Origin of the sequence: Algoriphagus terrigena DSM 22685, assembly GCF_000429445.1 — a bacterium.
Taxonomy (GTDB): domain Bacteria; phylum Bacteroidota; class Bacteroidia; order Cytophagales; family Cyclobacteriaceae; genus Algoriphagus; species Algoriphagus terrigena.
Genome location: NZ_AUBW01000015.1, coordinates 93,415 through 114,351, shown reverse-complemented (window position 1 = coordinate 114,351; position 20,937 = coordinate 93,415). Strand labels below are relative to the sequence as shown.

The 20,937-nt window shown below is 48.6% G+C and carries 21 protein-coding genes; 13 read left to right on the top strand and 8 right to left on the bottom strand.

Features of this window, described 5'->3' with window-relative positions:
* Positions 1 to 55: 55 nt before the first annotated feature.
* The gene (gene pdxA, locus G459_RS0114760) at positions 56 to 1,078 is read right to left on the bottom strand and encodes a 4-hydroxythreonine-4-phosphate dehydrogenase PdxA (protein WP_026968335.1); all 1,023 of its coding nucleotides are present in this window, start codon (positions 1,076 to 1,078) and stop codon (positions 56 to 58) included.
* Between the two features lie 104 nt (positions 1,079 to 1,182).
* Between pdxA and rsmA the strand changes: the two genes are divergently transcribed.
* The 6 genes from rsmA to G459_RS0114730 all read left to right on the top strand — a co-directional run bounded on the left by rsmA (position 1,183) and on the right by G459_RS0114730 (position 6,361).
* Positions 1,183 to 1,968, top strand: a complete 786-nt coding sequence (gene rsmA / locus G459_RS0114755; RefSeq protein ID WP_026968334.1) for a 16S rRNA (adenine(1518)-N(6)/adenine(1519)-N(6))-dimethyltransferase RsmA — start codon at positions 1,183 to 1,185, stop codon at positions 1,966 to 1,968.
* Complete coding sequence (mgtE, locus tag G459_RS0114750; protein ID WP_026968333.1) at positions 1,955 to 3,322, top strand: magnesium transporter; 1,368 nt, start codon at positions 1,955 to 1,957, stop codon at positions 3,320 to 3,322. The genes rsmA and mgtE overlap by 14 nt, the downstream gene beginning before the upstream one ends.
* A gap of 2 nt (positions 3,323 to 3,324) precedes the next feature.
* Positions 3,325 to 4,257, top strand: coding sequence for an NAD(P)-dependent oxidoreductase (locus G459_RS0114745; protein WP_026968332.1), 933 nt, complete (start codon positions 3,325 to 3,327; stop codon positions 4,255 to 4,257).
* A gap of 156 nt (positions 4,258 to 4,413) precedes the next feature.
* Complete coding sequence (gene greA, locus G459_RS0114740) at positions 4,414 to 4,887, top strand: transcription elongation factor GreA (protein WP_026968331.1); 474 nt, start codon at positions 4,414 to 4,416, stop codon at positions 4,885 to 4,887.
* Positions 4,888 to 4,926: 39 nt separating this feature from the next.
* Positions 4,927 to 5,319: an HIT family protein gene (locus tag G459_RS0114735; protein WP_026968330.1), complete on the top strand. Its 393-nt coding sequence runs from the start codon at positions 4,927 to 4,929 to the stop codon at positions 5,317 to 5,319.
* A 130-nt stretch (positions 5,320 to 5,449) separates the two neighbouring features.
* Positions 5,450 to 6,361, top strand: coding sequence for a helix-turn-helix transcriptional regulator (locus G459_RS0114730; protein ID WP_026968329.1), 912 nt, complete (start codon positions 5,450 to 5,452; stop codon positions 6,359 to 6,361).
* 135 nt (positions 6,362 to 6,496) lie between these two features.
* On the opposite strand, the gene G459_RS0114725 is transcribed toward G459_RS0114730, so the two are convergent.
* The 5 genes from G459_RS0114725 to G459_RS0114705 form a co-directional block, all read right to left on the bottom strand.
* Entirely contained in the window at positions 6,497 to 8,008 is a 1,512-nt protein-coding gene (locus tag G459_RS0114725; RefSeq protein WP_026968328.1) for a DUF4301 family protein, read from the bottom strand.
* A 217-nt stretch (positions 8,009 to 8,225) separates the two neighbouring features.
* Positions 8,226 to 9,095 (bottom strand): 5-oxoprolinase subunit C family protein, encoded by an 870-nt coding sequence (locus G459_RS0114720; RefSeq protein WP_026968327.1) that lies wholly within the window; start codon positions 9,093 to 9,095, stop codon positions 8,226 to 8,228.
* Complete coding sequence (gene pxpB / locus G459_RS27620; protein WP_051315246.1) at positions 9,092 to 9,790, bottom strand: 5-oxoprolinase subunit PxpB; 699 nt, start codon at positions 9,788 to 9,790, stop codon at positions 9,092 to 9,094. The genes G459_RS0114720 and pxpB overlap by 4 nt, the downstream gene beginning before the upstream one ends.
* Entirely contained in the window at positions 9,787 to 10,533 is a 747-nt protein-coding gene (locus G459_RS27615; protein WP_035456057.1) for a LamB/YcsF family protein, read from the bottom strand. Before G459_RS27615 ends, pxpB begins: the two co-directional genes overlap by 4 nt.
* A 207-nt stretch (positions 10,534 to 10,740) precedes the next feature.
* Complete coding sequence (locus G459_RS0114705; protein WP_026968326.1) at positions 10,741 to 11,256, bottom strand: YdeI/OmpD-associated family protein; 516 nt, start codon at positions 11,254 to 11,256, stop codon at positions 10,741 to 10,743.
* Between the two features lie 484 nt (positions 11,257 to 11,740).
* Between G459_RS0114705 and G459_RS0114695 the strand changes: the two genes are divergently transcribed.
* The 5 genes from G459_RS0114695 to G459_RS0114675 all read left to right on the top strand — a co-directional run bounded on the left by G459_RS0114695 (position 11,741) and on the right by G459_RS0114675 (position 15,919).
* Positions 11,741 to 11,992, top strand: a complete 252-nt coding sequence (locus tag G459_RS0114695) for a hypothetical protein (RefSeq protein ID WP_157373356.1) — start codon at positions 11,741 to 11,743, stop codon at positions 11,990 to 11,992.
* A gap of 125 nt (positions 11,993 to 12,117) precedes the next feature.
* Positions 12,118 to 13,272 (top strand): methionine aminotransferase, encoded by a 1,155-nt coding sequence (locus G459_RS0114690; protein ID WP_026968323.1) that lies wholly within the window; start codon positions 12,118 to 12,120, stop codon positions 13,270 to 13,272.
* 135 nt (positions 13,273 to 13,407) lie between these two features.
* Entirely contained in the window at positions 13,408 to 14,280 is an 873-nt protein-coding gene (locus G459_RS0114685) for a sulfite exporter TauE/SafE family protein (protein WP_026968322.1), read from the top strand.
* A gap of 176 nt (positions 14,281 to 14,456) precedes the next feature.
* Positions 14,457 to 15,425: a zinc-dependent alcohol dehydrogenase family protein gene (locus G459_RS0114680; protein ID WP_026968321.1), complete on the top strand. Its 969-nt coding sequence runs from the start codon at positions 14,457 to 14,459 to the stop codon at positions 15,423 to 15,425.
* 71 nt (positions 15,426 to 15,496) lie between these two features.
* Positions 15,497 to 15,919 carry a hypothetical protein gene (locus tag G459_RS0114675; protein ID WP_026968320.1) on the top strand — a complete coding sequence of 141 codons (423 nt, stop codon included), beginning with the start codon at positions 15,497 to 15,499 and terminating at the stop codon, positions 15,917 to 15,919.
* 100 nt (positions 15,920 to 16,019) lie between these two features.
* Here the strand turns inward: G459_RS0114675 and G459_RS0114670 are convergent, their stop codons facing one another.
* Together G459_RS0114670 and G459_RS0114665 are read right to left on the bottom strand one after the other, a co-directional pair.
* Positions 16,020 to 16,826 carry a 3'-5' exonuclease gene (locus G459_RS0114670; protein WP_026968319.1) on the bottom strand — a complete coding sequence of 269 codons (807 nt, stop codon included), beginning with the start codon at positions 16,824 to 16,826 and terminating at the stop codon, positions 16,020 to 16,022.
* Entirely contained in the window at positions 16,816 to 18,183 is a 1,368-nt protein-coding gene (locus G459_RS0114665) for a UDP-N-acetylmuramate--L-alanine ligase (protein ID WP_026968318.1), read from the bottom strand. Before G459_RS0114665 ends, G459_RS0114670 begins: the two co-directional genes overlap by 11 nt.
* A gap of 332 nt (positions 18,184 to 18,515) precedes the next feature.
* On the opposite strand from G459_RS0114665, the gene G459_RS0114660 reads away from it, so the two are divergent.
* Both G459_RS0114660 and dnaB read left to right on the top strand, forming a co-directional pair.
* Positions 18,516 to 19,214 carry a lycopene cyclase domain-containing protein gene (locus G459_RS0114660; RefSeq protein ID WP_157373355.1) on the top strand — a complete coding sequence of 233 codons (699 nt, stop codon included), beginning with the start codon at positions 18,516 to 18,518 and terminating at the stop codon, positions 19,212 to 19,214.
* 100 nt (positions 19,215 to 19,314) lie between these two features.
* On the top strand, positions 19,315 to 20,898 hold the full coding sequence (gene dnaB / locus G459_RS0114655) for a replicative DNA helicase (protein WP_026968316.1): 1,584 nt from the start codon (positions 19,315 to 19,317) through the stop codon (positions 20,896 to 20,898).
* Positions 20,899 to 20,937: the final 39 nt, after the last annotated feature.

The following is a 20,937-nucleotide window of genomic DNA, read 5'->3' as shown; positions in this document are numbered from 1 at the left end:
AAACAGAAATTGAAATTATATTTGGTTTTAGTCACTATTCTTAAACATTTTTGATTCAAGCATCGGCTTCTTGAGGGTCATGACGATTGACAATGTCCGCTGCCAACAGTAATGCCGCCCTCATGGAGCCTTCGTCGGCGATGTTTTTGCCTGCAATATTATACGCGGTGCCGTGGTCAGGGGATGTGCGAACTACCGGCAATCCAGCGGTATAATTGACCCCTGAACTGAATGCGATCGACTTGAAAGGGATCAATCCCTGATCGTGATACATCGCCAGGACACCGTCAAATTTTTTCTGATGCATCATTCCAAAAAAACCGTCAGCGGGGTAGGGACCAAAAACGTACTTGTGTTGGTCTTTGAGTTCATTGATGGCAGGCTTGATAGTCTTTTCCTCCTCCTCGCCCAGTAGGCCATCCTCGCCGGCATGTGGATTCAGACCTAAGATGGCGATTTTGGGCTTGTTGATTCCGAAGTCATTCTCCAGACTTTTCAGGAAAATGTTGGCTTTCTGCTGGATCAGTGATTTGGTAATCGTTTGTGACACATTTGCGAGCGGGAGATGTCCGGTCACCAGCGCCACCCGAAGGTCGTCGTCTACCATTGTCATCAGGCTTTCCTTGGCTCCGACAGCCTGGGTGATGTATTCGGTATGGCCGATGAACTTAAAATCTTCCGAATTCAGATTGTTCTTATTCAGCGGCGCGGTCACCAGTCCCTGAATCTTTCCGTCCTTGAGATCTTGCACGGCAGCCTTGAGCGCCTCCAAAGCCATCTTTCCCGCCTCGAGAGTCTCTACCCCGGGGATGACTTCGGGACATTCCTCCATGACATTGATCACATTCACTTTTCGGTGATTGATCTCATCCAGGCTGCGAATCTGGACAAAGTTGAAATCCTCCAGATTCATGAGCTTCCGGTAAAACGTCAACGCCTTCCCATGCCCGTATATCACCGGCGTAAAAGCCTTGTAAACGCGGTTGTCTGCCAAGGCCCTCAGGGTTACCTCGATGCCGATTCCGTTGATGTCTCCAATGCTGATTCCCAGGATGGGTCGTTGTTTTTTTGCGTTCATGAGTTGATCTGCTGAAATGGGGTTCGGGACAAATTTCCCCGACCTTTTGGAATATTCCCTTATTTTTGGTTTCGCAATTTATAAAAATTTATCAGAGCCGGAGGATGGAAAAAGTCAAACCTAAGAAGCACCTTGGACAGCATTTTCTGACAGATTTGAGCATTGCGGAGCGTATCGCACAGGCAGTCACGGGCCATCGCGGTGTCAACCAGGTGCTGGAAATTGGCCCCGGGATGGGAGTTTTAACTGATTTTTTGTTGAAGAATCCCCAAGAACTCTACCTCATCGAGATCGACAAGGAAAGTATCGTGTACCTGCATCAGAAGTATCCCCAGTTTGGAGAGCGGATCATTGAGGGCGACTATCTGAAATACGATTCCGAGCGGGTTCTGCCTGATCAATATGCCATTGCGGGAAATTTTCCTTACAACATCTCCTCCCAGATTTTTTTCAAAGTACTGGAGGAAAAAAACCGTGTCACGGAGGTCGTCTGCATGCTTCAAAAGGAAGTTGCCAAGCGGATCGCTTCGCCAAAGGGAAACAAGGACTACGGGATCTTGTCGGTTCTTTTGCAGGCTTGGTATGACATCGAATATTTGTTTACCGTGCCTCCGGGAGTGTTCAATCCTCCTCCAAAGGTTGATTCTGGCGTGATCCGGCTGACCCGCAATTCTGTGCAAAAACTGGATTGCGATGAAAAACTTTTCTTCAAGGTGGTCAAAGGTGGGTTCGCGACCCGCAGAAAAACCCTTAGAAATGCGCTCAAACCCTTTGGGCTTTCGGAGGAATTCAAGACCAATCCGATCCTCGACAAGCGCGCCGAGCAGCTGGATGTGGCGGATTTTGTGTATTTGACCCAGCAAATTGAACTAGGCCGTGGAGCAATTTAAGCAGTTTGAGCTATCCAAGGAATACCTGGAAAGTCTCCGTGTGGAGATTGAGCAGGAGCAGGTTGAGTCTATCCGGGAGTCTCTGGATGGGGTCAATGTGGCAGATATCGCCGCCCTCCTTGACGAGCTCAATATGCACGATTCGATCTACGTGCTCAGGCTACTGGAAAAGCAACTCGCGGCCGATATCCTGATCGAGCTGGACGAGGATTCCTTGGTCAAGGTCGTTCGCGAGCTGGAAGCTTCCGAGGTCGGCTCTTGGATCGAACTGATGGATTCCGATGATGGCGCCGATATTTTGAGTCTTTTTCCCGAAAAGGAAAGAGAAGAGGTCATCGCCGAAATCCAGGATCGGGTCAAGCTGGGGCAGATTCTCGAACTCCTCCGCTACGAAGAAGATACCGCCGGAGGGATCATGGCCAAGGAATTTATCCGGGCAAACAAAAACTGGGACGTCGTACAAACCATCGCTGAGATCCGCCGCCAAGCCGAAAACGTGGAGAAAATCTACTCCATCTATGTGATCAATAACCGACAACAACTGCTGGGGAGGGTCTCCCTGAAGAAAATCATCCTGGCAGCATCGGATACCAAGATCGAGGACATCTTTGATGAAGACGTCATCTCCGTGCCGGTGCACATGGATCAGGAGGAAGTCGCCGCGATCATGCGGAAGTATGACTTGGAATCTGTGCCGGTGATCAACGCCAAGAGCAAACTGGTCGGTCGCATCACGGTAGATGATATCCTGGACGTCGTACAGGAAGAGGCCGAGGAGGATATTCAGGCGATGGCCGGGGTCTCGGCTGATATTGAGGAGTCTGACTCCGTTTTTACCATTTCCAAGGCTCGGCTCCCTTGGTTGCTTATCGGCGTCTTTGGAGGCCTGATGGGAGCCAAGATCATCGGATTGTTTGAAGACGGTTTGAGTAAATACTTGGCTCTGGCGTCTTTTATCCCGCTGATAGCTGCGACCGGGGGAAATGTCGGCATCCAGGCGTCTTCCCTCATAGTACAGTCGCTGGCTTCCAAATCTGTCTTTGACGATACGCCCATGCAGCGCTTCCTGAAAGGCCTTTTCGTCGCTGTATTGAATGGGGCCGTCTTGGCGGTCTTTGTATTTTTGGTCGTTGTTTTCGTCTATGGATTCGAGCCGATTTTCGGCGTTACGATCGGGACGGCGCTCTTTTGCGTGGTCTTGATGGCCTCTTTTATGGGGACGGTGACCCCCTTGGTCCTGAACCGGTTTGGCATCAATCCGGCCATTGCTTCAGGCCCATTTATCACCACCACAAATGATCTTTTGGGATTGGCCGTCTATTTTGGGGTTGCCATGCTTTTACTCAAACTTTAGAAATGAAGATTCTCATCATCGATGAAATGCACCTCGGCATCGTGGCTATGCTGCAAAAAGCCGGGCATCAGGTAACTTATTCTCCTAAGATCACCCGTTCAGATATACTGGATCAAGTGTCTGATTTTGATGGTCTTATCATTCGATCTAAGACGCCGATGGATCGCGAGCTTTTGGAAAAAGCCGTGAATCTCAAGTTCATCGGAAGGGCAGGAGCTGGCTTGGATCAGATCGATTTGGACTACATGGCGGAGCGGGAAATCAAGCTGTTTCACGCCGCCAAAGGCAACCGGGATGCGGTCGCGGAGCACGCGGTCGGCAGCTTGCTGAGTTTGTTCAACAATGTGATAAAAGCCGACTCCGAAGTTCGGAAAGGTATCTGGGATCGGGAAGGCAACAGAGGACACGAACTGATGGGCAAAACCGTCGGGATTTTCGGATATGGCAATATGGGCAAGTCCTTTGCAAAGCGACTTGCGGGATTTGGAGTGAGGATTTTGGCTTACGACAAATACAAGCTTGATTTTGCGACTGATCAGGTGCAGGAAGTGATGTGGGAAAAAGTCAAAGCTGAAGCCGACATCCTGAGTATCCATGTGCCGCTCACGCCGGAGACCCGGGATTTTTTTACATTGAAAGAGTTGGAGAGCTTTGGTAAGCCCTTTTGGCTGATCAATACCGCAAGGGGAGAAGTGATCAGTTTTGCGACTTTAAACGCAGCACTTGACCGCGGAATCCTTCGCGGAGCGGTCTTGGATGTGCTGGAAAACGAGAAGTTTCAGAAATTTTCCCCGGGCCAGAAAGCGGAATTTGAAAAACTCGCAGCGCGGGAAAATGTGATCTTTTCTCCACATGTTGCGGGCTGGACTTTTGAGTCTTACGAGAAGATTAACAAGGTTTTGGTGAAAAAAATAAAGAAGGCGTTTAAAGACTGAATCCCTGATTTTGGACGGAATAGTAAGGAATCAAAGACTTGCCAAGTCAAAAAGCTTTCCTATCTTTGTTTGATACATAAAGGCAAAAGCAAAGTAACGGTCTCCACCACGTGACCGTTACTTTGTTTTTTGTGCCTTTCGAAAAGCGTAAAAACTATGTCAAAAGTACAATATTACACCGAAGAAGGACTGAAGAAACTAAAGGATGAACTTCAGGATTTGAAGACAAAAGGGCGGACTGATATTGCCCGTCAGATAGCGGAAGCCAGGGATAAGGGTGACCTGAGCGAGAATGCGGAATACGATGCCGCCAAAGATGCCCAAGGACTTCTTGAGTTGAAGATCGCCAAATTGGAAGCCGTCGTCGGCAATGCCAGAGTCTTGGACAGTTCCCAGTTGGATACAACCAAAGTTGGTATCCTGAGCACCGTGAAAATCAAAAATGTCAAAAACGGAATGACCGTAAGCTACAAGTTGGTCTCTGAAGAAGAAGCTGATCTGAAAGCCGGCAAAATCTCCCTAGCCTCACCGTTTGGTAAGGGCTTGGTCGGAAAGGTCATCGGCGATATTGCCGACATCAACGCTCCGGCTGGCACCTTACAGTTCGAAATACTGGATATTACTTACTAAAACTCATCCCGGTTTGTCCGGGATTTTTTTTGCTAAATCATGGCAAGTATCTTCACCAAGATTATCAATAGAGAGATTCCTGCGCACATCGTTGCAGAAGACGAGAACTGCATCGCCTTTTTGGATATCATGCCCCTGGTCAAAGGCCACGTACTGGTCGTGCCAAAGCAAGAGACAGACTACATTTTTGACATGGAGCCGGATGCCTTGGCCCAGCTGAATGTCTTTGCGCAGAAAGTGGCGAAAGCCATCGATAAGACCATCAAATGTTCCAGAGTCGGGGTGGCCGTGATTGGATTGGAGGTGCCCCACGTTCACATCCATTTGATTCCGATGCGGACGATGGAGGATGTCAATTTTTCCAGACCCAAGTTGAAGCTGAGTCAAGAGGAACTTGCGGAAGTGGCTGAGACGATCAAAAAGGGCTTTTGAAATCCTAATCCGACAGGGTACTGTAGTAGACCGGATCGAGTCTTGTCCGAAAATCTGTGACAATACGCGTCGGCGATTGAGTTCGATACGGATCTAATTCCTATTTTTAGACACTTATCGTCAATTCATCATGAGCAAGTCCGGACAAATCGAGCAACAAAAGATCCTTCGTGTTTTCAAATTGATAAACCTTCTTCAGGGCAACATTGGCAAGCCGGTTCATCGGCTGGCTGAGATCTTGGAGACAGACGAGCGGACGATTTATCGCTATTTCAAGCTTCTGGAAGCATTGGGCTTCGAGGTGATCAAGGAGTTTAGCAAATACAAGATCAAGCAGCCGCCGGGGCAGGATACGACGCTGAACTACAGCACTTTTTCGCCAGAGGAAAGCAACTGGCTGAAGTCTCTGATCGAAAGCCAGGGCAAGGCCAATCTGCTCAGAGATTCGCTGTTGCAGAAACTGCAGCTTCGCTCAGAGGTCAAGCAAGGAACCGAGCAACTGTTCAAAGCCAATCTGGGTAAATTTGTCGATTTGATCGGACAGGGAATTACCGCTAAGAAACAAATCTGGCTGAAGGATTATTATTCTCTGAGCAGTGAGACGGTTTCAGACCGCTTGGTCGAGCCCGTTGGCTTTTCCAGCGACTATGAAAATATCCATGCTTTTGAACTGGAAAGCATGAGCATGAAAGTATTCAAGATAGAGCGGATCGGAGAAGTCGTGCTGGGGTCTGATAGCTGGAAGTACGAAACGAAGCATGAACTTCCGGGTCAGGCAATCTTTGGTTTTACGGGGAAAAGCAGATATCGAGTGAAGCTCAAGCTCAGCAAGCGGGCGTATCAGTTGATGCTGGAGGAGCATCCCAATGCGCTTCCTTTCATGTCGATCAAAAACAGAAACCAGTACTACTTTCAGGGAGAAATTCCCCAACTCCCCGGCCTGGCGAGGTTTATCCTGGGGCTGCCCGGAGAAATTAGAGTAGAAGAAGGGGAAGAGATGAAGTTTTACCTGAAGGAGCAACTGGAGAAAGGGATTTTCTAAGAGTCCAAAGACACTAGAAATCAGACGAAAGACGCTAGAAATGAGAAGCCCAAGTGAAAGTTGAATTTCACTTGGGCTTTGTTATGAGATTGTGAGCTAGCGGTTAACTAGACTAACGTCGCTTATCTTAAGTCTTCACTGATGCTCGTCTCTCAGCAAGTCATTGACAGTCTTCACAGGATTGAAAGTCACTAAGGGCACCTCGACAAAGAGCGTGTTCCAGCCGGCCATGGCGCCATTCCAGAGTCCAGGAAGTTCCAAAGCCTTCAGGTCCCGGCCACTTTTTGACTTCTCGGTGATGAAGCCCGTCTGCATATCCCGGTACTTCATCAGGTCAAAGGCATTGCCTTGGTAGTCTTTGGTTCCACAGACCAAGTCCACAGGATTAAAGTGCGTCGAGGCTTGGAAATGTGTTTTTGACTCCGGGTCATTGAGGTCAATCTGAGCTGTTTCGAGGATTTGGAGAGAAAGCGAACCATCCGGCTCCTGAATCCAAAATGGCCCTCCGCCCGGTTCGCCGGTGTTTTTAACCATCCCGCAGACGCGGATCGGGCGGTTGAGTTTTGCTTTTAAGAAGCCACCGACTTCCTCCAGAGAAGCTGAGGCAATTGCTTTTGGAATCCTGCCACCCAATTCTTTGCTATACACCTCGGCTGCAAAGTCGACACTGTCTTCATCCATCCCTGCATCCAGTCTTCGCAGCGCTTCAAAGACTTTGGTCTGCACTTCCAGAAGTAGTCCTGCGATAGCCATCTTGTAATCTTTGGTAGCTCCTTTGATTCGATCCGGGACGACATTGTCGATATTTTTGATGAAAATAAGATCCGCGTCGATGTCGTTGAGATTGTCCAGTAATGCTCCATGACCGGCAGGTCTGAAGAGCAAACTGCCGTCATCCTCCGCAAATGGGCTATTGTCCATAGTCACCGCAATGGTATCGGTGGACTTTTTCTGCTGGGAATAGGTGACTTCGAAATCCACTCCGCTAGCTGCCTTCAATCCGGGGAGCACTGCGGCGATTTCGGCCTTGAATTTCTCCTCATGCTCGGGAGAGACGGTAAAATGAATCTTCACCTTGTTGCCTTTGCCGACTGCATATTGGAGACCTTCGACGAGATGCTCATGCGCAGGAGTGCGGTTTTCTGAATCATAAGTATGAAAGCGGAGCAGTCCTTTTGGCAAACTGCCATATCCCAATCCTGCGTCATCCAGTAGGGCTGCTACGATTTTCTTGGAATCTCCGGCATTCAAACAGCCTTGGAGACTGGTTCCCTGCACTTTGAGCGCTGCGTCGAGATCTGAGAAAAAAGCAAATCTGCTGGCATTGGAGATGAATTTTTGGGTGAACCCACTTTTAGAAAGATCGCCATCGCCTTCCAAAAAAGAAAACAGATCCTTAAACATCCGGGAAGCCGCACCCGATGCGGGTACAAACTTCACGACATCCAGTTGCGCTGCCTTGTCAGGATAGGTTTGGGTGTAGTGGGCCAATTCTTGATCGGAAAGAACCCGGATCCCTTCGCCGGGTGTAGCCGGAGCGGTGATTTTCAGAAAGGGAAATCCATTTTTGAAGTTTTCAATTTGTTGAGCAACAGTTTCAGGGTCCATTCCCTGAGCCTGAATTTTTGCTTTTAAGCCAGCATCCATGGTTGTTCGTGTTATAAAAGTCGTTTTTGAAAGATAGCAGACTATTTGCCTATGCTCAAACCAGAACTTGATTTTTGTAGCTAAAATTAGGAAAAAGTGTCTTCAATACCCCATTCGCCTTAGGAAATCCTCTCGCTTCGTAGGGAAGCCAGGTTCGGTGTTGTCTGCATGAATTTTACTTTGACTAGCAGAGGATCCCACTACTGGGCGATAGTCACTACAGCGAAAGCATTGAAAACCGGATCTGTTGACCCGGTTTTTTTTGTGCCAAAACCGACTGGGCAAACTCGGTCAAAAACATAATCCGGGGATACCCGCCCGTGACTTGGGCATCGCGCCCCAAGACGATCAGTTTGCCTCCCGAGGTCAGTTGCACGGTGCCGGGATAGACGGGATTTGTGGGGAGTTCGGGAAGCGTGTCCTCTAGGGTTTCCATGAGAATTGTGCCCATACGGGAAGAGGAATTGGAAAGTCTAAAATCTCCCTGAAGGATTTTGTCGCGACTGTCCTGAGACAGGAGTCGGTAATCCGGTCCGGGGTAAAACTCCAGAAGTTCGGTTTGATACCAGCCGGCGTCCCATCTTGGATTGGAGAGACCAGATGCCTGATTTGGGAGATTGGTTGGATAGGGGATAACGTCTCCCTTCTGAAGCGCTGGTTTCTCGGTGATTTCTTTGAAAAAACTCCGCGATCCCAGTTGGAGGGCAGTCTGAAAGCCATGTCTGATTCCGATGTACACTCGCGCACCACTGTCAAAAACGCCTACGTCCAAGATGCTTTTTGGGACGATTCGCATTTGACTCAAAGCTTGGATGGGTTTTTCGTTGATAGTGATGCTAGCTTGAGCTCCCGAAATGGCGATTTCGCAGGCTGCAGAAAACTCCAACTTCAAGCCTGGCTGAGAGATCTCGAGGACGGCATCCGTGGGTTTGTTTCGAAGGACATGGTTGACCCAGGCTGCAGATACGCTGTCCATCGCTCCGGAGAGTGGCACGCCGAACTGTGTCCATCCCGTTCTTCCCAAGTCTTGGATGCTCGTGCCCGGACCGGTTTTCAGCAGGGTGATATGTCCCTTTGACTCATTCATCGAAAGGTGGGCGAAACTGGATTTTCCATCATTCTTTTCATTTCCTCGGTACCTATCTTGATGAATTGAATTTGGTCGCCAGGCGAAGCCCAAACGGGCGGATTTTGATTTGACTCAAATAGACGAACAGGCGTCCTTCCCAGGATATGCCAGCCTCCGGGACTTTCCATGGGATAAATCCCCGTTTGCGAGCCGCCGATTCCCACCGATCCCCGAGCAACGGAGCGATCGGGAACGGCCTTGCGGGGGGTATGGAGCACCTCCGGTAGACCGCTTAGGTACATGAACCCGGGCAAAAACCCAAAAAAATGTATCCGGTAAATTCCCTCCGAGTGCAGATCGATGAGATCGTTGACCCGCATCCGTTTTCCGAGAGCGACGCCTCCGAGATCGGTCCCAAACTCGTGCTCGTAGCAGACGGGGATTTCCCAGATCTTCTTGGAAAGTGAGCTTGGAGCAACCGAAATGCTGGAAATATTTCCGGCAAACCGTTCCTGGGATTGAGCCGTTTTCCATTGAATACCCAAGGCGGTGAATCCCTGGCGCAGGTCCAGAATTTCCCCTGTAGTCTCTTTCCTCAGCCATTCCATCCACCCCAGCTGAACAGCCAAAAGCTCGTCACTGGGCTCCAGACTCCAGGACAATTCTCCCAGGGTGGGCGTGATTTGGATATATCGCGGAACGAAGTGCTTCATTCCTCAAAGGAACTTGGATTTGACCAGAATTTCCTTCGGATTTTGGGTAAATATTCCAGAATTCCGGGGTTGTCTCCGTGAAAACACAGGGTATCCGCCTCGATGGGGATGAGCTCTCCGCTATAGGTTTTGATCTGACCGAGCAAAAGGATGGATTCCAAATGCGAAATCACGGGTTCGGGTTGGGTGAAAAGTGAGTTTGGTTGGTTTCTGCCAACCAGTCGGTAATTGGGCTGATAAGCCCGGTCTCCAAAGATTTCTAAGCGGAATGGAAGTCCGTATTTAACGGCGACTTTTTCCAGTTCAGAATGTGGCGGAACAAAAAGAGGAATGTCCGGGAAATTGCCTTTCAAGAAGTCTGCGAGGAGTTCTGCCAGTGCTTGCTGCTCTGCTGCGTCGTTGTACAACGCTCCGTGAAACTTGATGTGGTCGATTGGAGTGTGCATCGAATCCGCCACTTCCGAGAAGAGAGTGACTTGGTTTTTCAAGCTGATAACCAGATCATTGTGGCTGATATCTAAAGTTTTTCTTCCAAAGTTTTCTTGATCAGGATAGGAGGGGTGGGCTCCCGCTTTTTTTCCAAACTCTCTTATCAAATTCAAGGTAGCCTTGATCGAATGCTCGTTGCCAAAATGTCCACCGCAGGCGACACTTGCCACGTCGATCCAGGGAACGATCTGATGTTCATTGGAGACGCCTTCGCCCAAGTCACAGTTGATGGTGTAGTTTTGCGGACGGTTCATATTGAAAATTAATTGGATTCAGTACCTGAAGTAATAGGCCTCGGAGCAAGGGTGAGCGTTGTTCGACTCGTCCAAAACTGCGGTTTCTAATTAGGCCGCGGAATTTAATATCAAAGCACTAAACAGCTGCTCAGCGACGTACATAATAATGCTTAGACTCGTGGATATTTTGTTTATTTAAATCACTGAAAATCAAATAGTTTTTACCTATATATTATTGTAGTGCTTGATCAAGATGTTCAACTGCTTGTAGTCCAGTTTACCCTTTGCCAGTTTGAGGTGGTGGAGAATGGCGAGAGATTTTTTCATGCGGGATTCTGGATTTTTGACGGTAGTCACGATGTAGACCAAGCCACGTTGCTTTCCGGGAGTGAGTTTTCTGAAATAGTCGTTTCCCTCTTCGTCCTGATCCAGCAGCACTTGGAATTCCTCCGGCAGCACATGGCCAAACTCGCTGTGATCCCGCTCGATTTTTACAGCGATGACCTTTTCCTCCTCAAGATCCAGCTTCTTTCGCAGCTCTTGGTTGACCAAGACATACCAGCATTCCTTCGCTTTCATCAAAGCCATGTGATAGGGGCCTGATTCTTTGATCCAGACAAGCACTCGGCGGTGATTATCGTCCATCATCTGGGCCGCAACGTCATCTGGAACAGGAATATGGTAGCTCCAATGATTGAAATCGAACCTGCCCAAGGTACCGGTGAAATTAAGCTGTGTCATCTTTTGGGTTTCGGAAGATTATAAATACCGCTACCCGAATATAGACTGAGGAAGGAAAAGTTGAAAACTGCTTTCAGATTTCCAATGCAGAGGAGAATTGAGCCAGCCGACAGCGGATCGGCATTATTTTCCTCTTCAATGTGGAATCATTCCCCACTAATGGCCAAGAAAAGGCCAGAAGTCAGAAGGTGATTAGGTGAGAAAAAGTGATTTAGGAGGAGATATGGCGGTTTTCGCTTGGGTTTTATTCCAAGGCACAGTGATTGAACAGTTTAGATCGAACCGGTTTTTCTGGTTTTCGATTGAAGTTGGATCGCAGTTTTGGGGAAAAAGATTTATTTACAAATCTACAACCCAAGAGCTTTTGATCCGTGGACAGGAAGTAGGTGAAAGTCAGATATTCACCCTTCTTCACACTGAGTCAAAATCGAAAAACCGGTTTACTATTCTTAAAATTATTGTTTAACCACTAAATATCAATCCCATGAGTAATTCAAAAACAATGACTTATTGGTTGGCCGGATTAGCTTCTGGCGTTCTGGCAGGCTACTTCATCTATCAAAATCGTGAAAAGCTAGGTCCACAAAAAGACAAACTCATCAAACTGGTTGGCGAATTGCAAAAGACCAGTGAGGAGATCGGCAAGAAGCTGAAGGCAGCTGGCCTGGAGAGCCTGGAAAAAGGCTTGGAAAAGGGTAAAGCCCTCGCCAAAACTGCCAGCGACAATGTGAATTAACCAACTGGAAATAAACTACCCGGGAACTTAGCCGCAAGCAATTGCGGCTTTTTTAATGCCTTTTCTTTTCAAAAAAAGTGTTTTCTTGAAGCTTGTTTTCAAGCATTCAACCCCTGTTTTGACCGATGACCCTCGCTTCCAAACTTCCCCATATCGGGACGACCATCTTTACAGTCATGTCCCGCATGGCCGCCGAGGAGGGCGCGATCAATCTTTCTCAGGGATTTCCGGGATTTGGAGCCGATCCGGTGTTGTTGGATTTGGTAGCCAAATACACACGGGAGGGTTTCAACCAATATGCTCCCATGGCTGGCATTCCCCAGCTTCGGGAGAGATTGGCTGAAAAGACACAGCTGACTCAGGGCTACTTTGCCGATCCGGAGACGGAGGTGACGATTGTCTCAGGGGCTACGGAAGCGATTTTTGCGGCGGTGACGGCCATCGTTAGGCAAGGCGATGAGGTGATCGTCCTCGAGCCTGCCTACGACAGCTATGAGCCAGCGATCACGTTGAATGGCGGGGTTCCCGTATATGTCCCTCTTAGCGCCGGTGATTTTTCCGTGGATTGGGAGAAGGTAAAGGTCGCAATCTCCCCCAAGACACGGGCGATCCTGGTCAATTCCCCACACAATCCCAGCGGGTTTGTCTGGGCTCAGAAGGACCTCGATCAATTGGCTGCCTTGATTCGCGACCGGGATATCTATGTGGTCAGTGATGAAGTCTATGAGCACATTACTTTTGATGGATTGACTCATCTTTCTCTGGGTTCGCAGCCCGAGTTGAGGGAAAAGACCTTCGTCTGCGGCTCATTCGGGAAGACTTTTCACGTAACAGGATGGAAAATCGGGTACTGCATTGCTCCGGAGAAGTTAACGGCCGAGTTCAGGAAAGTCCACCAATATCTGACTTTTAGCACGGTCACACCGATTCAGTATGCGTTGGCAAAATATCTGGAGATGCCGGATCGATACCTTTCCATTCCGGATTTTTATCAGAAAAAGCGGGATCTTTTTGCTGCCGGTTTGGCGCAGACTGAGCTGCTTTTCAGGCCGAGCAGCGGAAGTTTTTTTCAGCTTGCGTCCTATGGACATCTGTCGCAGATCGGCGATCGAGAGCTCGCAGAGCGGATGACCAGGACGCTCAAAGTTGCCTGTATTCCGATTTCTGTGTTTTATTCGGACAAAAGAGATGACAAGATTATCCGATTTTGCTTCGCGAAAGAGGCCTCAGAACTGCAGGAAGGCCTTAATAGGCTAAAAGACCTCTCGAAGATTCTCTAGGTCTAGAGATTCATCAGCTGTCTGGACAATTGCCTATTTTTCTCATTAAACCTATAAATCCTATTAATACGATAGGATAAATAAATTTTGTTTTTAAGTTTGCAACCTTACTCCTCGAACACCTTGAAACCTTTCATGGAAAAATTAATCCTTCGCTTAAGAACCGAGCCTTTTTGGTCGATGTTTTTCGCATTCTCTGCTGTGATCTTTGCGCTGATGGTTACTCAGACGCTGACCGAATCGATCAAGAGTTGGGAACTGGACACGGAGATGTTTTTGTGGTTTTTGTTGGTGGGATTTGTCGCCCAAAGTATCGATGGAGCTTTGGGGATGGCCTATGGGGTGAGTTGCAACTCGATTTTACTCGGGATAGGCGTGCCTCCGGCATCAGCGTCTGCTTGGGTCCATTTCGCGCAGGTTTTTACCAGCTTGGCTTCTGGGATTTCGCACTGGAAGATGGGCAATGTGGATTGGAAGCTGGCGAAGCGTCTCCTGCTGCCTGGTGTGGCCGGGTCGATCATCGGCGCTTTTCTACTGTCTAACGTCGATGGGGATATGGTGAAGCCGGTCATTGCACTCTACCTACTGGTGATGGGCATTGTGATTCTGAGAAAAGTGAAGAAAAAGAATGTGACCAAGTTCAATCGGGAGAGCAGAAGTCTTCCTGTCTTGGCGACTACGGGTGGATTTGCTGATGCGATTGGCGGCGGAGGCTGGGGTCCAATCGTGAATAGCACGCTCCTCAGCAAAGGAAAGATCGCGCGCTATGCGATAGGTACGGGCAATTTTGTAGAGTTTTTCGTCTCCCTAGCGAGTGCATCCACCTTTTTGTTTTTTGTCAAGGAGCTGAGTCTTGCGCCTGTTCTGGGTTTGATCCTGGGAGGCATCATGGCCGCGCCTTTCGCAGCCTACATCTGTAAGCTGGTCAAGCCGAAGCACCTGATGGTCGCGGTTGGGATTTTGATTATTCTGTTAAGCATTAGGACATTCTATTTGGCAATAGCTTAGGCTTCGCCGATATGACAACATTCAGCACTCCGGACATCCATCCGGGGTGCTTTTTCATTTTTGGCAAAAGCGGGAAATTTTCACGGGTTTTCTTCCTATAAATTCGCCAACTTGTCTGAGCTCCGATGCCGATTAGCCGTTGTTTTTCCCCATCGATCACCACTTAACAGACTCAAATGAAAGCGCTTATTTTTGAACAAACCGGACTGCCTCAGGATGTAATTCAGCTGCGTGACGTACCGGTCCCGACACCGAAGCCTCATGAAGTATTGATCCGTGTCACTGCCCGAAATATCAATCCGGCAGATATCATGTTTATCAGAGGGATGTATGGAATAGCTCCCAAGTTGCCCAGCAGCGCTGGATTTGAAGCTTGCGGTGTCGTGGAGAAAGGTGACGACGGCGGTAAAATAAAAGCCGGAATCCGTGTCATGTTCACTTCGACGGGGACTTGGAAGGAATACCTCAGTCTGCCCGCCGGACTGGTGATCCCGGTACCCGACGCAATGCCGGATGAGGTCGCATGTCAGGCTTTTGTCAACCCGATGACGGCCTTTGCGATGCTCGAAAAATCCGGTTTGAAAGCGGGAGAGTGGCTCCTAATCACCGCCGGAGCTTCAGCCTTTGGGAAGTTTGCTATCCAGATGGCCAAAGCCAAAGGAATCAAGGTGGCCGCCACAGTGCGTCACGACAGTCAAAAGGAGGTCTTGGAGAATCTGGGAGCTAGTCTGGTCATCAACACCGAGTCTGAAAAGCTCCAGCATGTCGTCCCGGAAAAGACCGAAGGCGGAGTCCACGTGGTCTTCGATGCCGTGGGAGGGATGTTGGGAGCGAAGGCATTGGCGTGCCTTCGGCCCAAAGGGAAGATGATGGTCTTTGGCGCATTGGCATTGGAAAACATGCCAATCAACAGCGGAACGCTCATCTTCAAGAACCTGAGTATCGAGGGATTTTGGCTATCGTCTTGGGTAGAGGAGATCGGCGAAGCCGAGCGAACGAAGGCTTTTCAGGCGGTTTTTGGCTTTTTGCTAAACGATGATTCCAAGATTGACATCGCGGGAAGGTTTGGTCTGGACGAGTTTCAGATCGCGCTGGAGGCCTATACCAAACCTGGCCGAAACGGAAAAATCCTCCTCGTAAGTTAATTTCTCTGATATTTTTCGGGGAAAAAAGAAGTATTGGCCATCTTTGCACTTTCATCAAACCGAACTAATCCATGAATTGGGAACAGCTGGATCAGCAACTCACCGAAATCGTAAAGAAAAGAAATCAACTCAGCAAGATGGATTATAGCGACGCCAGCTATGACGACCTCGAAGAGGAGCTCCACGACCTGGAAGATGATTTCAACGACGAATACGAGGAGATACTTGAGCCTCAGTTGGATAAGATCTACGCGAAACTGAAGTCTGACACGGACGTTTTGCTGCCTTCGGCCTATCTGGCCAATGCATACAAGGAAATGCTTCCCGACGCCACCGGCGTAGTGACCTATGAAGTGGCTGGTAATGTTGGTGTTCCGATCGAGTCAGACCAGTTTGACAAGATGGACGTGCGAATCGTACTGATCCCAAACCCTGCGCGATTTGTCCTTCTGGTGAATGGAAGACAGATGAAAGATCTTTGGAAAAGCAGATAAAAACCGAAAACCATAAAAAGCAAAGAGGTAAGTAGTCGAGTGATTACTTACCTCTTGCTTTTTTCTCCTGTCTACGGAAACCGATTACCGAAAATCCGGACTACTTCATCCCAAATCCCCGAAGCTTCACCTGGGTGAGTCTACGCTTGGTGTCGAGCGGGAAATCTCCGCGCATCATCCACTCGTAGTATCCGGGTTCCTCTTTTAGCGCCTGTTCGATAGTTTTGCCTTTGTGCTTGCCAAAGTTGAAGATCTCCTGTCCCTGGGAGTTGAAGACAAATCTACCTGCCAGATCCACCATCTTTTCATTGACCATCTCGTGGATCTTCTTCATGTCGTTGGTGAAGATTCCCACCTTGTTTCCCTGAAGATCCTCGATTTCATCGCCCTGATAGCGCTCGACTTGAGCCTGAAAGACGTCCAACGTAGCCAGCGTATCGGCTTCCGCACTATGGGCGTTTTCGAGGGTTCTGTTGCAGTAGAATTTGTAGGCGGAGCTCAGATTTCTTTTTTCCATCAGGAAAAAGATCTTCTGCGCATCAAGCAGATTTCTGTGCTCCAAATCGAAGTCAATGCCCGATCTCAAAAACTCTTCGACCAACAGCGGAATGTCGTACTTCAGGACATTAAAGCCCCCCAAATCCGCCGTCCCGATAAACTGTTGGACTTCTTTTGCGATGTCCTTGAAAGCAGGCTCATTTTTCAAGTCCTTGTCGTAGATGCCGTGTATAAGAGAGGCTTCAAGCGGAATCGGAATGCCGGGATTCACCCGCTTGGTGTAGATCTCTCGTCCTTCGTCCGGGTGAAGTTTGACGATGGAGATTTCGACGATTCTATCAGTGCCCACATTGGTGCCGGTAGCCTCGAGGTCAAAAAATGCAATTGCGTTTCTAAGGTTAAGCTTCATTTGAGTTGAATTTTTCTTTTAGAGGTTCAAGGTCCAAGTTGTCGTAGTTACCCGAACTCATCAAGAGCAGGTTTGTGTTGGTGTAAATTTGCGAATCAAGATACTCCTTTAAAGTAGCACTTTCGGTAAAGAGGATCAGATCCGGTCTTTTAAATCCTTCGCGAAGTGTGGCCTCATCCATCAATTCCAGCTTTTTCAGCGCGACGGCGTGAGGATTGAGATAGATTACCGCCACATCCGCTTTGTTCATCGACTCGGCGTAGTTGGGAAGGAAAGCCTTATTCAGCGAAGAATAGGTGTGAAGCTCCTGCACAGCGATCAGCCTCCGTTCGGGAAACTGGTTCTTGACCGCGTTGACGGTCGCCTTCAGCTTGGACGGAGCATGGGCAAAGTCCCGGAAAAGAGTTCCGGATGTGCCAGTGGCCAATATTTCCTGGCGTTTTGCCGCACCCTTAAACGATGGAATTGATCGATAAAACTCAGAAGTAGAAACGTCCAAAGCCCGGCAAACATCCATGGCACCCTGCAGATTTTGCAGGTTGTGCTCTCCAAATATCCCGATCTCCAAAAGACCCAAATCGGTTTGGAGGTAGGTTACACCATCCTTGATTTCAGCCGGATGAGCTTGATAAGGTGTTTTTTTACCTCCTGTTTTGCTTTTTTCCGCAGCTTCTTTGACCAATTCATCCGCCTCACAATAGATCAATTCACCGGTCTTCGGTGTCTGATCCATGAATCTTGAAAACTGGGCTTTGTAGTCTTCAAAATCTGGAAAAACATTGAAGTGATCCCAGGCGATCCCGCTGACCAAAGCAATGTCATGTTTGTAGTGGAAAAACTTTGGCGTCCGGTCGATGGGAGAGGTGAGGTACTCGTCGCCCTCGATCACGATCACCGGAGCGTCAGAGAGTCGTACCATCAGGTCAAAACCTTCGATCTGAGCGCCAACCAAGTAATCAAAGTCCACATTTTGATCCTTGAGCACGTGAAGGATCATAGAGGTAATGGAGGTCTTTCCATGCGAACCCGCAATCACCACTCGCTTTTTATTTTGGCTTTGGTGGTAGATGAATTCTGGAAATGAATAAACTGGGACGCCTATTTCTTGCGCTTTGACCAATTCAGGATTGTCGATCCGGGCATGCATCCCCAAGATGATACCATCCAGGTCGAAGGTGATTTTCTCCGGAAACCAGCCGTATTCAGCAGGAAGAATTCCAGCTTTCTCAAGACGGGTGCGTGAAGGCTCGTAGATTTCGTCATCGGAACCGCTGACCTGATAGCCCTTTTGAACCAAAGCCAGGGCCAGATTATGCATCACAGCTCCACCGATCGCGATGAAGTGATATTTTTTCATAGGATTATTAATTGCTTTTTAAAGGACATATAGCCTGCCCCGATCTTTCTTCGGGAGAATCTCGCTTAGTTAATAACGATCTCGCTGAGTTATGCTTTTATCATACTCGATTTCATGTGTTTATAATTGATTTTCAATGGTCACATGGAATCTCGCATGGATGGGAATCATCCCAGTGTGTGACGTTCTTCGTCATGCTCGATTTCATATTGGAAAAGTGTGGGGTAAGCTTTACCCGCCAAACTTAAAAATAAAATGCGGCTGGTCAGGGGCTAATCTTTTTTCATTTTCGAGTTTTTTTGAGCGGCTGGGTTTTTGGCTATTTTCGGCAAATGATTTTAGAATCCATGCTTGACGACAAGTTTGCCTACCTGATTCTTTCGTTGCTGTACATGCTGGCTTGGCTGGTCGTCTTTGTCAATAATCCGTGGAAAAGCGGAATGATCAAGGTCGGAGCGATCGGCGGATTGATGGGTGTGGTGGCTGAGGTTTGGTATTTCTACGACTATTGGCGACCGCCTACACTGTTTGGGGTGGGGATCATCGGGATCGAGGATTTCATCATCGGCTTCGCCATGTTTGGAGTGGGGGGATACATCCATTCTTCGTTTACCAGACGGGAGATCGACTATGATCGACAGACTCCCGCCAAAAACCGGGATTTCTTCTTCCTCTGGCTACTCGGATGCGCGAGTCTGACTTTCTTTACCTTTGTCCTGAAGATTCATTCCGGCTACACGACGTTTTTGACTTTCTTGACGCTGTCGATCTATGTGTGGATCCAGCGACCCGATCTGATCGGGCTTTCGCTGATTTCCGGCGGAGCGGTCATGGTGATCACCATCGTGATCTATTACATCACGTTTCAGGTCCTGTTTCCACATTTTTGGGATACCTATGGGATGCTCGACGAAACCTATCTGGGATCGAAAATTCTCGGAATCCCACTTTCGGAAATCCTCTGGCACTCTAGTTGGGGGATGCTATGCTCCATGTTTAGAGGCTACCGAAACGGAGTTTATTACAAGTAAAAATTAACCTAAAAGGCTTGATTGCTGCGGAGAGTGACATGTTGATAAGTATTGTAAAACTTGTTCAAAACTCTTGCCTTTCAGCCGATACATTTGTTCCATGACCGAAAATACCAACCAACCAAGAGTCTTCCGAAAGAAACCCGGTTTTGAAAATCCAACCAACTTTCTGGGCAAAGTTCCGCCCCAGGCTGTCGAACTGGAGGAAGCTGTTCTTGGTGCTTTGATGCTTGAAAAAGACGCCCTCACCAACGTGATCGACATCCTGAAGGTAGAGAGCTTCTACAAGGATTCGCACAAGGTGATTTTTCAGGCTATTCTCGATCTTTTCTCCGAAAGCCAGCCGATTGACCTGTTGACGGTCTCCACGCAGCTCCGGAAAAACGGCGCTTTGGAGATCGCAGGAGGCGCTTTCTACGTCACAGAATTGACCTCAAAGGTAGCTTCGGCCGCCAATATTGAATTTCATGCGCGGATCATCACCGAGCAGTCCATCAAGCGGGAGCTGATCCGTATCTCAGGAGAGATCCAAAAAGACGCCTACGAGGACACCACTGACGTGTTTGAACTGCTGGACAAGATGGAGCAGTCGCTTTTCGAGATTTCTGAAAAGAACATCCGGAAAAACTATTCCGATATGCGCTCCATCATGCGGGAAGCAATCATCGAACTGGAAGCCAGAAAGCTGCAGAAAGATGGTTTGACTGGGGTTCCATCTGGATTGACGGCTCTGGATCGTGTCACTTCAGGCTGGCAAAAGGCCGATTTGGTCATCATTGCTGCCCGTCCTGCGATGGGGAAGACGGCCTTTGTACTTTCTGTCCTGCGAAATGCAGCCGTCGACCACAACCGTCCGGTCGCGATTTTTTCCCTTGAAATGTCCTCCGTTCAGCTGGTCAACCGTCTGATCTCGTCCGAAGCTGAACTGGATTCAGAAAAGATCAAAAAAGGCTCCCTTGCTGATCACGAATGGGCGCAGTTGGTTCACAAGACTGCGAAACTTTCCAAGGCACCGCTTTTTGTGGATGACACGCCAGCTTTGTCAATTCTCGAATTGCGGGCAAAATGCCGAAAATTGAAAGCCCAGCACGACATCCAGATGGTCGTGGTCGATTACCTTCAGTTGATGTCCGGTGATTCAAAAAGCGGCGGAGGAGGAAACCGGGAGCAGGAGATTGCGAGTATTTCCAGAGCCTTGAAGAAGATCGCCAAAGAGCTCATGATTCCGGTGATTGCACTTTCGCAGCTCTCCCGAGCGGTGGAAACCAGGGGCGGAGACAAGCGTCCGCAGCTATCCGATCTCAGGGAATCCGGAGCGATCGAGCAAGATGCCGATATGGTAATGTTTCTCTATCGTCCGGAATACTATGGGATCACACAGGATGAGGACAATAACTCCACAGCTGGAGTGGGCGAAGTCATCATCGCCAAACACCGAAACGGTTCGCTTGAGAATGTGAAGCTTCGCTTTATCGGCAAGTACACCAAGTTTACCGACTTGGATTCCGGTATCAATTACCCATCAAGCCAGTCTCCCGAAGTATCTTATTCGCATAAGTTTACGTCCAGCGCTTCGGGTACATCGGCTTTTGACAGTGGTCAGACGATCAAGCTCACCAGCAAGGCCAACGAGGACAGCATCGACGATGTATTCAACAGTGACAACGGACCGGTTGGTTTTTAAGAAGATCTCAAAAAGCCCGATTTAGACTCTAAATCGGGT

Bases quoted from the DNA above. Each gene is read 5' to 3' on its own strand.
- pdxA (WP_026968335.1), bottom strand. From the start codon at position 1,078: ATGAACGCAAAAAAACAACGACCCATCCTGGGAATCAGCATTGGAGAC.
- rsmA (WP_026968334.1), top strand. From the start codon at position 1,183: ATGGAAAAAGTCAAACCTAAGAAGCACCTTGGACAGCATTTTCTGACA.
- G459_RS0114745 (WP_026968332.1), top strand. From the start codon at position 3,325: ATGAAGATTCTCATCATCGATGAAATGCACCTCGGCATCGTGGCTATG.
- greA (WP_026968331.1), top strand. From the start codon at position 4,414: ATGTCAAAAGTACAATATTACACCGAAGAAGGACTGAAGAAACTAAAG.
- G459_RS0114735 (WP_026968330.1), top strand. From the start codon at position 4,927: ATGGCAAGTATCTTCACCAAGATTATCAATAGAGAGATTCCTGCGCAC.
- G459_RS0114730 (WP_026968329.1), top strand. From the start codon at position 5,450: ATGAGCAAGTCCGGACAAATCGAGCAACAAAAGATCCTTCGTGTTTTC.
- G459_RS0114725 (WP_026968328.1), bottom strand. From the start codon at position 8,008: ATGGATGCTGGCTTAAAAGCAAAAATTCAGGCTCAGGGAATGGACCCT.
- G459_RS0114720 (WP_026968327.1), bottom strand. From the start codon at position 9,095: ATGAATGAGTCAAAGGGACATATCACCCTGCTGAAAACCGGTCCGGGC.
- pxpB (WP_051315246.1), bottom strand. From the start codon at position 9,790: ATGAAGCACTTCGTTCCGCGATATATCCAAATCACGCCCACCCTGGGA.
- G459_RS27615 (WP_035456057.1), bottom strand. From the start codon at position 10,533: ATGAACCGTCCGCAAAACTACACCATCAACTGTGACTTGGGCGAAGGC.
- G459_RS0114705 (WP_026968326.1), bottom strand. From the start codon at position 11,256: ATGACACAGCTTAATTTCACCGGTACCTTGGGCAGGTTCGATTTCAAT.
- G459_RS0114695 (WP_157373356.1), top strand. From the start codon at position 11,741: ATGAGTAATTCAAAAACAATGACTTATTGGTTGGCCGGATTAGCTTCT.
- G459_RS0114690 (WP_026968323.1), top strand. From the start codon at position 12,118: ATGACCCTCGCTTCCAAACTTCCCCATATCGGGACGACCATCTTTACA.
- G459_RS0114685 (WP_026968322.1), top strand. From the start codon at position 13,408: ATGGAAAAATTAATCCTTCGCTTAAGAACCGAGCCTTTTTGGTCGATG.
- G459_RS0114680 (WP_026968321.1), top strand. From the start codon at position 14,457: ATGAAAGCGCTTATTTTTGAACAAACCGGACTGCCTCAGGATGTAATT.
- G459_RS0114675 (WP_026968320.1), top strand. From the start codon at position 15,497: ATGAATTGGGAACAGCTGGATCAGCAACTCACCGAAATCGTAAAGAAA.
- G459_RS0114670 (WP_026968319.1), bottom strand. From the start codon at position 16,826: ATGAAGCTTAACCTTAGAAACGCAATTGCATTTTTTGACCTCGAGGCT.
- G459_RS0114665 (WP_026968318.1), bottom strand. From the start codon at position 18,183: ATGAAAAAATATCACTTCATCGCGATCGGTGGAGCTGTGATGCATAAT.
- G459_RS0114660 (WP_157373355.1), top strand. From the start codon at position 18,516: ATGATTTTAGAATCCATGCTTGACGACAAGTTTGCCTACCTGATTCTT.
- dnaB (WP_026968316.1), top strand. From the start codon at position 19,315: ATGACCGAAAATACCAACCAACCAAGAGTCTTCCGAAAGAAACCCGGT.